Below are 12,453 nucleotides of genomic sequence, written 5' to 3' on the forward strand. Positions count from 1 at the left end.
ATGGAAAATAAATTACATTTTGAGAGTGGTTTTTATTGCTCGAAATAAGATTTCACGGAAGAGGTGGACAAGGTGTTGTTACTGCAGCGAACTTATTAGCTATAGCTGCAGATATTGAAGGTTTTTGGAGTTCTGCATTCCCTTTTTATGGTGCAGAAAGAAGGGGTGCAGAAATTGAAGCTTATTGTAGAATTGATTCACAACCTATTAGGATAACTTCTCCAATTGAGCAACCAGATTATGTTGTAATTTTAGACCCTACATTGTTAAAAATCTCAAATCCCCTTAAAGGTTTAAAAGAAGAAGGATATGTTATAATTAATTCGTCCTCAAATCCTAATTTAAATCATACTACATTTTACGTTAATGCTACTCAAATTGCAAAAGATTTAGGTTTAGTCAAATCTGGTTGGCCCCTAGTTAATATCATTCTTTTAGGTTCATTAATTAAGGCATTAGAGCATATCTCCTTGTCCTCTCTTGAGAAGGCTATAGAGGAAGAATTTGATGAAAAGTTAGCTGAACTAAATAAGAAAGCAGTTAGGATAGCTTATGAAAACACAAAGGTGGTGAGCCCAATTGTCGCTTAATTATCAATATTTTCCCGTTAGTAGACCATCAGAAGGTGGTGGTGGTAAAACAGGTAATTGGAGAATAGTAAGACCATTAGTTGATTTAAATAAATGTATTGGTTGTAAAGCTTGTTATTTATGGTGCCCAGAAAATACCATAATCCCATCTGATGGGAAAGTAACAATAAATTATGAATATTGTAAAGGATGTGGAGTTTGCTCTAATGTATGTCCAGTAAAAGCTATTTCTATGGTGAATGAGTTATGATGAGTAAGGTAATTTCTGGGAACGAGGCTGTAGCTTTAGGTGTAAAGTTATCAAGAGTTAAAGTTATTGCAATATATCCAATAACCCCTCAAACTTATATAATTGAAGAACTTGCTGCAATGAGAGATAAAGGAGAATTAGACGCTGAAGTAATAAGAGTTGAAAGTGAACATTCAGCTATGGCTGCAATTTATGGTGCAGCATCTACAGGGGTAAGAGTTTACACAGCTACTGCATCTCAAGGATTACTTTACATGCATGAAATGGTCTGGTGGGTTGCAGGGAGCAGAATACCAATTGTTATGACCGTAGGAACCAGAGCTGTAGGTGCACCATGGAATATATGGAATGAGCATACTGATTTCATGAGTGAAAGAGATAGTGGATGGATTATGACTTTTGCCTCTACACCTCAAGAAGCTTTAGATTTAACATTACAAGCATTCAGAATTTCAGAGGACGAGAGGGTCTTCTTACCAATGATGGTAGGAATGGATGGTTTTATATTATCTCATACTAAAACTAGAGTTTATATTCCTAGCCAAGAGGATGTAGATGAATTTTTACCTCCAAGAAAACAACCATACACTCTTGATCCTGAGGATCCAGTAGACATTGGAAATATGTTTCAACCAATTGATTACATGAAATTTAGACACTCTATTCATTTAGCAATGCTTCATTCAATTGATGTTATAAAAGAGGTAGGTAAAGAATATGAAAAGAAAGTAATTCCTATAGGTTCTTACTCTACACTTAATGATTCATATAAGCTTGATGATGCAGAATACGCTATAGTATCCATGGGAGCATGGTCGCTGGATGTTATGCAAGTTGTAGATGAATTAAGAAAAGAAGGAATAAAGATTGGTCTTTATAGGATAAGATATGTAAGACCTTGGGATGAAGAAGACATTAAAAAGAAACTAGGAGATAAACAAGGAATTTTAGTTCTTGATAGGTCTGTGAGCTTTGGAAGAGGAGGGCATCTTTACTTAGAGTTAAAATCCACATTACCAGAAGCTAACATAAAGGGTGTAGTTACTGGCCTAGGAGGGGTTTCAATAGGAAAAGACATGATTCTTCCTCTTACGAGGAAGTTTATTGAAGGTAATACAAACAATGAATGGTTCTATCCATCCGAGGTGGAAAAGGTTGAGCTTAGGAATCCGAGATATATCAAATAAACCTAGATTGTTACCCGGTACATCAGCATGTCCAGGGTGTCCAGAGAATATAGCATTAAAGGCTATAAGCATGGCTTTAGGTGAAAATGCTGTATTTATTGTAGTTGCTGGTTGTTCATCAATAATTCAAGGAATGGGTCCAAAATCAACTTACAATTATCCAGTACTTAATATTGCTTTTGCTGCTGGTCCTGCGGCTGCTGCTGGAATGGCAAAAGCGTTTAAGCTAAGAAATAAGGATATTAAGCCAGTAGTATGGGCTGGGGATGGCGGGACAGCAGATATAGGGTTTGCGTCATTAAGCGGTGCTGCTGAGAGAAATGATAATATTTTATACATTTGCGTCGATAACGAAGCTTATATGAATACTGGTGGGCATAGAAGTGGTTCAACTCCTTTTGGAGCAAAAACCGCCTCAACTCCTGGAGGAAAAAAAGAAAATAAGAAAGATTTACCATTTATTATGATAGCTCATCATGTTCCTTATGTTGCAACAGCAAGCGTTGGTTATTTGCATGACCTTATGGATAAAATAAAAAAAGCTAGAAGCATAGAGGGATTTTCTTATGTTCAAGTCCTAACTCCAGACCCTTATGGATGGATGTTTGATCCTTCAAAAACAGCTGAATTGGGTAAACTTGCAGTTCAAACTTGTTACTGGCCTTTAATAGAATATGAAAATGGAAAGTTGTTTATATCTCAAGAAAGTATGCATTGTTTAGATAAAAGGACTAGGAAACCTATCAAAGAGTTCCTTAAATTACAAGGCAGATATAAGGGAGTTTCAGAAGAAGTGATAAGAGGATTAGAGGATTATATTGACAGAATGTGGGAAAGAATTAAAAGCATCTACGAAGGTAAAGTGATTTTATAATGACGATAATATTCTTTTAGCTATACGATAATGAACTGCATCAACTAATTTACCATCAACAGTAATTGCACCCCTTCCTGCAGAAGAAGATTTTTCGTATTCTTCAACTACTTTTTTTGCCCATTCAATTTCCTCCTTACTTGGAGAAAAAACTTCATTTGCTATACTAACTTGGTTAGGATGAATTGCCTGTTTTCCATCAAAACCAAAAGATTTAGCCAGCTCACACTCCTTTCTAAAACCTTCAAGATCTTTTACATCAAAAAACACTTTATCAATAGGTGAGATTCCATAAGTTCTTGCTATACTAACTAATTTTAGTCTTATATATTCGCTTCCCTCTATGCTTTTTACGTTTGCCTTTAAGCTATCTGCTAAATCTGCTGCTCCCCAAGTAATACCTATTATTCCTTCACTTCTTGCAATGTCTTCAATCTTCACTAATCCCCTTGCAGTTTCTATTATGGGAATAAGTTTTTTTCCAGTCATTTTATATAAAAAAGATATATCACTTTCAGTTTTTGGAATAACTAAGCAATCCACGTTACTATTTATTACAAAGTCTAAATCTTTGATAACCTCTTTAGTAGAAAGAGAATTAATTCTTGTGCAAATTACACTTTCTTTTATATTTAATTGAGGAAGAATTGAGGAAAGCAATTCTCTAGCCTTTTCTTTTTCTTGTTGTGGAACAGCATCTTCTAAATCAAAAATAAAGGAGTCAGCCTTAATTGTTTCAGTCTTTCTGATCATTTTTTCATTATTAGCTGGGACATATAATTGTGATCTGAACAAGGGTCTCACGGAAAAAATGTTAACTTAAAGATTTAACAACTTTTTCAATTTCATCATAAGGAGGTTCTTTCGTCGGGTCATCTGATACCCATTTATACCTTATTTTCCCTTCCTTATCTATTACGAAAACTGCTCTTTTTGCTAAAACATATCCTGGAAGAGCTGGAAATTCCCATGAAATACCATATTTTTTAATTACTTCTCTATTATAATCACTTAGTACAGTGAAATTTAATTTATTTTGTTCTTTAAATGCTTTGTTACTAAAGGGTGGATCAACACTAATACCAAGTACAACAGCATTAACTTCATTAAATTTTGCCATCGAATCTCTAAAAGTACACATTTCTTTAGTACAAACACTTGTAAAGGCTGCAGGATAAAACGCTAATACTACTACCTTTCCACGATAGTCAGAAAGTTTTACCTTTTTTAATTCTGTATCTGGAAGTTCAAAATCTGGTGCAAATTCTCCTACTTCTGGCATCATATATTTGTTGTAACTCATGAATATAAATATGGTTTCAAATCGTGCTTAAACATCATAAATGCATATTAAAAGTTTATTATCTTTAATTTCGTCTTCAACTCATGCTTGTCAGTACTACATGGTTGCATGAAAATTTAAGTGATGTAAAAATTATTGAAGTAGATTTTGACCCAGAGTTTAACTACTTTGAAGGACATATACCTAATGCAATTTTACTACGCTGGAAAGACTTGCTTCATGACACAATTAGAGATTTTGCACCCCCAGAGAAATTTAGTAAAGTTCTGGGAAGTTTAGGAATCAAAGAAGACGATTTTATCATTTTATATAGTGATATGGGAAATAGGTACGCGTTTTATACTTATTGGCTAATGAAAGCTTATGGACATAAAGACATTGCAATTCTTGATGGAGGAATATTTAAATGGCTAAAGGATGGTTATGAGGTTAGTCATGAAATTCCATCCTTAACAAAATGTAATTATCAAGTGAAGAAAATCGATTGGAGTTCTAGGATATTAATTTGGGAGTTACTTCCTAAATTGAACGTTGTTGAATTAATTGATGCAAGGAATAGAGAAGAATATGAAGGAATAACTACAGCACCTCCAGAACATAAATGTGAGCAAACTCAAGTTGCTGGTCACATTCCTAGAGCTAGAAACATTCCTTGGACAGTTCTTTTTAACGATAATGGAACTATGAAGTCGAGAGAAGAGTTAGAAAAAATATTTTCTAGTATAAGCAGAGAAAAAGAGATTGTGGTTTATTGTAGAACTGGAGCTAGAGCTTCAGCAGTCTGGTATGCTCTCAAGGAAGTTTTAAATTATGAAAGAGTTAGACTTTATGACGGTTCATGGGTTGAGTACGGTAATTTAGTAGGTGTTCCAATAGAACGTTAAACAAATGAAAAGCTAGTATATTTTTAATTTCGAACTTATTGTCCCAGAATCTCTTACTATCTTTCTCTCAATATAGTAGGTTAAGTAATATTAGCTAATACCAAAAACAGTATAAAAATAAAATATGAATAACTATACATATTTTGCATTAATTACTTTTTATTTGAAATGAAGGAGAAGATTTTTATATTGTGTCAAATACAATATAATAATGTTTCCTCCTCAGTTCGGATATTATAGACCTTCTTCGCTTGCCGATGCGTTAGATTTCATGAGTGGTGGAGGAGTAAAGCCGTTAGCTGGAGGACAAAGCTTAATACCGATGTTAAAATTTAGGCTAGTTCAGCCAAAATTTCTTGTTGATTTGAATCCACTTAGAGAGTTATATTTTGTTAGGGATGAAGGGAAAACAATATCAATTGGTTCGATGACAAAACATTCTGATATAGTAAAAGATCTTACAATAAAGAATAAACTTCCTTTACTTTCCCAAACTGCTTCAAAAGTAGGGGATATGCAAGTAAGAAATATGGGTACAATTGGTGGAAGTCTAAGTAATGCTGATCCTTCTGCAGATTATCCAGCTGTAGCTTTAGCTTATGATGCAACAATGATATTAGTATCTTCATCTGGTGAAAGAAATGTCTCAGCAAAAGACTTCTTTAAAGGTCCATTTACGACAGAATTAAAGGAAGATGAAATATTAAGAGAGATAAAGTTTCCAGTTCTTGAAGGGTACAAATTCAAATATGAGAAGATAGTTAGAAGAGCTGGAGACTTTGCTTTAGTAGGAATGGCAGTTCTAGCTAAGGTTGAAAATAACAAGGTTGATGATATTAGAGTTGCTTATACTGGTGTGTCAGACAAGCCTTATAGGCCTTATGAGTTAGAAAAAATGCTGATTGGTAGTGTCACGCTAGATAAAATTAAGGAGTTTGCCGAAAAAGTTTCTAATTCAGTAAATCCTCCCTCTGATTCTAGAGGGAGTTCTTCTTATAGAAGGAAAGTCATGCAATTAGTTACGATAAACGTCTTGAAAGAGGTGTTAGGTGTTGTTAGTTAGACCAGGTGAAAAGGTAAAAATAAGAGTTAAAGTAAATGGAATATGGTATGAAAGGGACATAGAACCAAGAATGTTGTTAGTTCATTTTTTAAGAGATGAGTTAGGTTTAACTGGAACTAAAATTGGATGTGATACATCTACATGCGGATCATGCACAGTATTAATGAATGGTAAAAGTGTTAAATCATGTACAGTACTAGCTGTTCAAGCTGACGGAGCAGAAATCACAACTATAGAAGGCCTTTCATCAGATAGTAAATTACATCCAATTCAAGAAGCTTTTAAAGACAATTTTGCATTACAGTGTGGTTATTGTACTCCCGGTATGATAATGCAATCATACTATTTACTAAAAGAGAATCCAAACCCTACAGAAGATGAAATAAGGGATGGACTTCATGGCAACATCTGTAGGTGTACTGGATATCAAAATATTATAAAAGCTGTACAAGACGCTTCTAGGAGGATGAGAGCATGAAATATGTTGGTCAACCAATAAAAAGACTTTATGATGATAAGTTTGTTACTGGTAAAAGTACATATGTTGATGATATACAGATTTCAGCGTTATATGCAGGATTTGTAAGGAGTCCCTATTCTCATGCTAAAATAAAGAGTATTGATGTTTCTGATGCATTAAAAGTGCCAGGGATTGTAGCCGTATATACATACAAAGATTTAGAACCTCTCATAAAAGATGGAATAAGAATATGGAATACTTATGAAGACCCAAGACAATGGAAATTCATTCCTAGAAAGCCATTAGCAGATGGAAAAGTAAGATTTGCTGGTGAACCAGTAGCAATTGTCATTGGTGTCAATAAATATGTAGTTAGAGATGCAATAGATAAAGTTAACGTAGATTATGAGAAATTACCACCAGTTGTAAAAATGGAAGATGCTTTAGAAGATAAGATTTTAGTACATGAAGAACTAAAGACTAATGTAGCCTTTGATCAGACCTTTAACGGTGGAGACGTAGAAGGTGCATTTAAGCAAGCTGACAAGATAATTCCAGTTGAAATCACTAACAATAGACTAATCCCATCTCCTATGGAACCTAGAGGAATAGTATCACGTTATGAAGGTGGAAGTTTAACCATATGGTATTCCACACAAGTACCTCATTTAGCTAGAAGTGAGTTCTCTAGAATCTTTGGTATTCCAGCAAGTAAAATAAGAGTTATAATGCCAGATGTTGGAGGAGCTTTTGGTAGCAAAGTTAACTTCTTGCCAGAAGAAATCAGTGTTATAGCTTCATCAATAAAATTAGGAAGGGCAGTAAGATGGACAGCAACCAGAAGTGAAGAAATGATAGCTTCAGAGGCTAGACACAATACTTTCAAAGGAGAGGTGGCAGTTAAGAATGATGGAACTGTATTAGGAATTAAAGGTGATTTGTTTATTGATCTAGGAGCTTATCTAACATTAACTGCTCCATTACAACCAGCAATCATTCCCTTGATGGTTCCCGGTCCTTATAAGATTAAGGGTGTTAGTATAAGGAGTAGGGCAGTATACACGACAACTCCTCCAATTACAATGTATAGAGGAGCAAGTAGGCCTGAAGCTACGTTCATTATTGAGAGAATAATGAGCATTGTTGCTGACGAGTTAAAATTAGATGATATTACTGTCAGAGAAAGAAACTTAGTAAGAGCAAACGAAATGCCCTATACTAATCCATTTGGACTGAAGTACGATTCTGGTGATTATCTCTCACTTTTAAGAGATGGATTACAGAAATTACAGTATTATGAATTAAAGAAGTGGGCAGAGGAAGAGAGAAAGAAAGGAAGAAAAGTAGGAGTAGGAATGGCTTTCTATCTAGAAATATCTGGATTTGGTCCTTGGGAATTCGGCGAAGTTAGAGTTGACGAGAATGGAGATGTTCTAGTAATAACAGGAGGAACTCCACATGGTCAAGGAACTGAAACAGCTATTGCTCAAGTAGTTGCAGATACTTTACAAATAGACATTAATCGTGTAAAAGTAATTTGGGGAGATACTGAGATAGTTGTTGCAAGTATGGGTACTTATGGTTCCAGAACTGCAGCTACAGCTGCAAGTGCAGCAATGTTAGCCTCTAAGGAGGTATTAGAAAAGATGAGAAAGATAGCAGCTAGATTATTAAATGCTGACGTAGAAGAGGTTGAATATGAGAATGGCGAATTTTATCATAAAAAAGATAAAAGCAAAAAAGTAAGCTGGAACGAAGTAGCTAAAAGCGGTTATTATGGGAAAGAACTAGGAATATCAGCTCAAATTATATTACCTGGGGACGTAACATTCCCCTACGGTGTTCATGTTGCAGTAATTGAAGTTAATGATTACGGCATACCTAAAGTCTTAACATATAAGGCTTATGATGATATTGGAAATGTAATTAATCCAGCATTAGCAGAAGGACAAATCCATGGTGGTGCTGTACAAGGAGTAGGTCAAGCATTGTACGAAGAAGCAATAATAAATGACGATGGTCAGTTAACTGTTACATATGCTGATTACTTTATACCAACTGCAGTAGAAGCACCAAAGTTTGAATCACACTTTGTTGACAAGCCACACGTATCAGCATGGCCTACTGGAGCTAAAGGGGTTGGAGAGGCTGCATTAATTGTAGGTCCAGCGGTCATAATTAGAGCATTAGAGGATGCTACTGGTAAAAGATTTACAAAAACTCCCGTTAGGCCAGAAGATATCTTGTAATACTTTTTATTTCGAAAATTTATAAGATAATTTTTTACACTTTGTAAAAATATAGAATTGTTCCTTTTTATTTTCTACTACGAATTTACAATGTGAATTAGCTAAGTTGTTAAATGGAATAGTACATAATGTCCTTGTTTTTAATACTCTTTTTTATTTATTCATTTCTACTTTCAACTTTAAAATCTATATTTCTTATCAATTTTTGTAGTTTATAAAATTCAATATGATTTTAAAAATACCAAATGTAAACTTAAATACATATGATTAGATATTATAGTTGATGAGAATATTTGTTTCAATTAAGCAAGTTCCAGATGCTGATGATTTAAGAATTGACCCAGTAACTAATAATTTAGTTAGAGAGGGCGTTCCAGCGGTTATAAATCCCCCAGATCTTCACGCTATAGAAGAAGGAATAAGACTTAGGGAGAGATATGGTGGAAAAGTTATTGTAATAACTATGGGTCCGCCTCAAGCTGAATCTGCCTTAAGGGATGCTATAGCAATGGGAGCTGACGAGGCTTATTTAATAACAGATAGAGCCATGGCTGGGGCAGACACGTGGGCAACCTCATATACATTATTTAAAGCTATTCAAAAGATTGGTCCAGGTGACATCTATCTTTTTGGAAGGAGAGCTGTTGACGGTGAAACTGAACAAGTTGGTCCTCAAACTGGGAAATGGTTAGGGATTCCATCAGTAGGTTATGTATCTAAATTTATTGACATTAGCAATGGTAAAGCTAGGGTAATAAGAACTACTGAGGTCGAGGAAGAGGAAGTTGAAGTACCATTACCAGCTGTATTCACAGTTTTAGAGACTATTAACAAGCCAAGAGAACCCGATATTCTTAGTTTAATTAAAGCTAAGACTGTAAAAATACCGAGACTCTCAAAAGAGGACATAGGAGCAGAGCCAAATAAAATAGGATTAGCTGGTTCTCCCACAAAGGTAATAAAGGTTCATCCTCCACCAAAAACAAGAAACCCAGAAATTTACAAGGGAAACGATGCTAGTTCCTGGGTTTATGACAAAATCGTTAAATCGTTAAAAGAGGTGAATGAGATAAAGGAGACTTATATAAAGCCTCAACCTAAAGTTAAAGCTAATGGTGAAATTTGGGTTTACATTGATCATTATGGTGAGGAGGTAAACAGAGTATCATGGGAAATAATGTCTGAAGGTAGAAGGATAGCAGATTTGTTAGACACTAAACTCGCTGGAGTGATAGTTGGTGATAACGTTGAAGGCATAATTAAAGAAGCATTTAATTATGGCGCTGATAAAGTTTATTTTGCAAGGACAAAGGGATTTCCATTTTACGTAAATGACGTTTATACAAGGGGTTTATCACTTTTAATTAAGAAATATAGGCCAGAGGCAGTCTTCTTCCCTGGAACAAGGAATTCAAGGGAATTAGCTTCAACAACAGCAATAGAAGTAAATACTGGATTAATTGCTGATTGCGTTAGTTTCGACGTAGATGAAAAAGGAATAATATACTCTACTAGGCCGGATTTTGGAGGGAAGGAAATGAGTACAATTATTTGTCCTAATCATAAGCCAGTAATGATAACTGTAAGGGGAGGAGTATTTTATCCTATAAGGATACCTAAAGAAGGAGAAGTAATTACTGAAGAAGTTGATGATTTATCCACGAAATTCAGAGTTTTGAACTACACTAAGTTACAGAAAAAGAATATTTTAGCAGAAGCTGATGTTGTTATAGGAGTAGGAAGAGGAATAAAATCGCCGGAGAATATAAAAATAGCTGAAGAATTAGCCTCATTGCTTCATGGTGTAGTTGGGGTAAGTAAGCCTTTAGCGGATATGGGTTGGTATCCCAAAGAAAGACAAGTAGGTCAAACTGGTACAACTATAAGACCTAAGCTTTACATAGCTTTAGGCATATCTGGAGCAGTACAGCACTTAGTAGGAATTACTGGAGCAAGAAGAATTATCGCAGTAAACATTGATCCAGATGCACCAATTTTCCAAAATTGTGATTATGGGGTTATAGGGGACTTGTTTGAAGTCGTACCAGATTTAATAAAAATTATTAAAGAAAGAGGTGTCCCAGAATGAAATTTGATGCAGTTGTAATAGGTGCAGGACCAGCAGGTAGTGCTTCAGCATACACAATGGCAAAGGCCGGTTATAAAGTATTAATGATAGAAAAAGGATCCGAGCCTGGAGCTAAGAACGTTTCTGGGGCAATGATAAGGGAAGCAGTAATATCTAAAGTTTTTGAAACTAAGGATTTACCTTTTGAGAGAATAGTAAAAAGAGTGAGGCTTATTTTCAAAACTAGAGAAAATGAGACAGAGATAAGTGTTAAGCCAAAAGATAAATTGTATACTATTGCAAGACTTAAGTTCGATAAATGGTTAGCTCAAAAAGCTGAAGGCGCTGGTGCTGTCTTGATTACTAAGACTACCGTAACTGGGATAGAAGGACAAAAAGTTATAACCGAAAGAGGAGAAATTGAGGCTGGTAAAATAGTTATAGCTGAAGGTGCAAATGCACTTCTTTCAATGTCTTTGGGTTTAAGAAGAGAACTGAGGAGTGAGGAGACGGTTCTTGGGATAAAAGAAGTTTATGCATCTACAAGAGATGAAGTGGCAAAAAGATTTGGGTTACAAGGCGATGAGGGTGAAAGTTGGAGAATAATAACAGATTATCCTCTTCCTTCAGCTGGCTTTATTTATACATATAAAGATGCTGTAGCAATAGGTATAGGGGCTAAAGTTGATGAAATAACTCAAAGAGATATTAGACCTTTTGAACTTTTAGATACTTTCAAAGAACCATACTCTGAACTAATAAAAGGATTTTCCCTTAGAGAATATTCAGCTAAAATTATCCCAGAGAATGGTTTTCCCTCGTTTAAACCATGTGAAGGCTCAATATATGTGGTTGGTGATGCTTTAGGTTTGGTAGATCCGTTAACTTTCGATGGTATTGGACCAGCTGTAATTTCTGGACATCTTGCTGGAAAGGCTGAAAGTTGTAATGCTTATTCTAATTCCCTCTATGAAGCTAGTGAAATACTTAAGGTTATGAGATCAAGACCATTAACAAGAGAGCTATTAAAGGGCGATAACCTATCCCTTTACATTCATTTAGTGACTGACTTTTCTCTTAGCTGGGCTGAAGGAGATTTGTCCAAATTAAAGTACTACAAGAACAGTTTGGGAACTATATTAAAACATCTATTGTTAGGTTTAGAGGTGGTTCAATGAGAGTAGAGGAGAGACTTTATACTTTGAGATATAAGAGGGATGAGAAACCCCATTTAGAAATTAAAGATCAGGCTAACTGTGCGAAATGTTATGATACTTATAAATCGCCATGTATAACAGTCTGCCCAGCTAATGTATATTCTTTCACTGAAGGAAAGATTGTAATATCTTATGAGAATTGCTTAGAATGTGGAGCGTGTAAAATTGTTTGTCCATTTAATAATATTATTTGGAGATATCCTAGATATGGTTTAGGAATATCTTTAAGATACGGCTAATATAAGAGAAATAAAAATACTTTTATTAAACATAATGATTTTTTATCTATAGAAAGGCTAAAATACTTT

At 34.9% G+C, this 12,453-nt stretch carries 13 protein-coding genes; 11 read left to right on the forward strand and 2 right to left on the reverse strand.

What is annotated here, in order from left to right; genetic code table 11:
* Window positions 1–35 precede the first annotated feature (35 nt).
* Genes ACAM25_RS01280 through porB form a run of 4 tightly spaced genes read left to right on the forward strand, consistent with a single transcriptional unit; the run spans window position 36 to window position 2,901 of the window.
* Window positions 36–590, forward strand: coding sequence for a 2-oxoacid:acceptor oxidoreductase family protein (locus ACAM25_RS01280; RefSeq protein WP_369610548.1), 555 nt, complete (start codon window positions 36–38; stop codon window positions 588–590).
* The gene (locus ACAM25_RS01285; RefSeq protein WP_369610549.1) at window positions 580–840 is read left to right on the forward strand and encodes a 4Fe-4S binding protein; all 261 of its coding nucleotides are present in this window, start codon (window positions 580–582) and stop codon (window positions 838–840) included. Before ACAM25_RS01280 ends, ACAM25_RS01285 begins: the two co-directional genes overlap by 11 nt.
* Window positions 837–2,027: a transketolase C-terminal domain-containing protein gene (locus ACAM25_RS01290; RefSeq protein ID WP_369610550.1), complete on the forward strand. Its 1,191-nt coding sequence runs from the start codon at window positions 837–839 to the stop codon at window positions 2,025–2,027. The genes ACAM25_RS01285 and ACAM25_RS01290 overlap by 4 nt, the downstream gene beginning before the upstream one ends.
* Window positions 1,996–2,901, forward strand: a complete 906-nt coding sequence (gene porB, locus ACAM25_RS01295; RefSeq protein WP_369610551.1) for a pyruvate synthase subunit PorB — start codon at window positions 1,996–1,998, stop codon at window positions 2,899–2,901. Before ACAM25_RS01290 ends, porB begins: the two co-directional genes overlap by 32 nt.
* Here porB and ACAM25_RS01300 read toward each other — a convergent pair.
* Window positions 2,896–3,705, reverse strand: a complete 810-nt coding sequence (locus ACAM25_RS01300; protein WP_369610552.1) for a CoA ester lyase — start codon at window positions 3,703–3,705, stop codon at window positions 2,896–2,898. The genes porB and ACAM25_RS01300 overlap by 6 nt on opposite strands.
* A gap of 10 nt (window positions 3,706–3,715) precedes the next feature.
* On the reverse strand, window positions 3,716–4,183 hold the full coding sequence (locus ACAM25_RS01305) for a peroxiredoxin (RefSeq protein ID WP_369611706.1): 468 nt from the start codon (window positions 4,181–4,183) through the stop codon (window positions 3,716–3,718).
* Window positions 4,184–4,287: 104 nt separating this feature from the next.
* On the opposite strand from ACAM25_RS01305, the gene ACAM25_RS01310 reads away from it, so the two are divergent.
* From ACAM25_RS01310 to ACAM25_RS01340, 7 genes are all read left to right on the forward strand, one after another.
* Window positions 4,288–5,088 (forward strand): sulfurtransferase, encoded by an 801-nt coding sequence (locus ACAM25_RS01310; protein ID WP_369610553.1) that lies wholly within the window; start codon window positions 4,288–4,290, stop codon window positions 5,086–5,088.
* 211 nt (window positions 5,089–5,299) lie between these two features.
* A complete protein-coding gene (gene cutB / locus ACAM25_RS01315; protein WP_369610554.1) occupies window positions 5,300–6,151 on the forward strand; it encodes a glyceraldehyde dehydrogenase subunit beta in 852 nt (283 codons plus the stop codon).
* Complete coding sequence (gene cutC / locus ACAM25_RS01320; RefSeq protein ID WP_369610555.1) at window positions 6,138–6,629, forward strand: glyceraldehyde dehydrogenase subunit gamma; 492 nt, start codon at window positions 6,138–6,140, stop codon at window positions 6,627–6,629. Before cutB ends, cutC begins: the two co-directional genes overlap by 14 nt.
* Entirely contained in the window at window positions 6,626–8,860 is a 2,235-nt protein-coding gene (gene cutA, locus ACAM25_RS01325) for a glyceraldehyde dehydrogenase subunit alpha (RefSeq protein ID WP_369610556.1), read from the forward strand. The genes cutC and cutA overlap by 4 nt, the downstream gene beginning before the upstream one ends.
* Before the next feature lie 283 nt (window positions 8,861–9,143).
* Complete coding sequence (locus ACAM25_RS01330) at window positions 9,144–10,949, forward strand: FAD-binding protein (protein ID WP_369610557.1); 1,806 nt, start codon at window positions 9,144–9,146, stop codon at window positions 10,947–10,949.
* Window positions 10,946–12,106: an FAD-dependent oxidoreductase gene (locus tag ACAM25_RS01335; protein WP_369610558.1), complete on the forward strand. Its 1,161-nt coding sequence runs from the start codon at window positions 10,946–10,948 to the stop codon at window positions 12,104–12,106. Before ACAM25_RS01330 ends, ACAM25_RS01335 begins: the two co-directional genes overlap by 4 nt.
* Complete coding sequence (locus ACAM25_RS01340) at window positions 12,103–12,384, forward strand: ferredoxin family protein (RefSeq protein WP_369610559.1); 282 nt, start codon at window positions 12,103–12,105, stop codon at window positions 12,382–12,384. The genes ACAM25_RS01335 and ACAM25_RS01340 overlap by 4 nt, the downstream gene beginning before the upstream one ends.
* Window positions 12,385–12,453: the final 69 nt, after the last annotated feature.

The sequence above is a fragment of the Sulfurisphaera javensis genome (genome assembly GCF_041154675.1).
GTDB lineage: Archaea > Thermoproteota > Thermoprotei_A > Sulfolobales > Sulfolobaceae > Sulfurisphaera > Sulfurisphaera javensis.

Excerpts from the sequence above, each read along its gene's own strand:
- ACAM25_RS01290 (WP_369610550.1), top strand. The coding sequence starts at position 837 with ATGATGAGTAAGGTAATTTCTGGGAACGAGGCTGTAGCTTTAGGTGTA.
- ACAM25_RS01305 (WP_369611706.1), bottom strand. The coding sequence starts at position 4,183 with ATGCCAGAAGTAGGAGAATTTGCACCAGATTTTGAACTTCCAGATACA.
- ACAM25_RS01310 (WP_369610553.1), top strand. The coding sequence starts at position 4,288 with ATGCTTGTCAGTACTACATGGTTGCATGAAAATTTAAGTGATGTAAAA.
- cutB (WP_369610554.1), top strand. The coding sequence starts at position 5,300 with ATGTTTCCTCCTCAGTTCGGATATTATAGACCTTCTTCGCTTGCCGAT.
- cutA (WP_369610556.1), top strand. The coding sequence starts at position 6,626 with ATGAAATATGTTGGTCAACCAATAAAAAGACTTTATGATGATAAGTTT.
- ACAM25_RS01330 (WP_369610557.1), top strand. The coding sequence starts at position 9,144 with ATGAGAATATTTGTTTCAATTAAGCAAGTTCCAGATGCTGATGATTTA.
- ACAM25_RS01335 (WP_369610558.1), top strand. The coding sequence starts at position 10,946 with ATGAAATTTGATGCAGTTGTAATAGGTGCAGGACCAGCAGGTAGTGCT.
- ACAM25_RS01340 (WP_369610559.1), top strand. The coding sequence starts at position 12,103 with ATGAGAGTAGAGGAGAGACTTTATACTTTGAGATATAAGAGGGATGAG.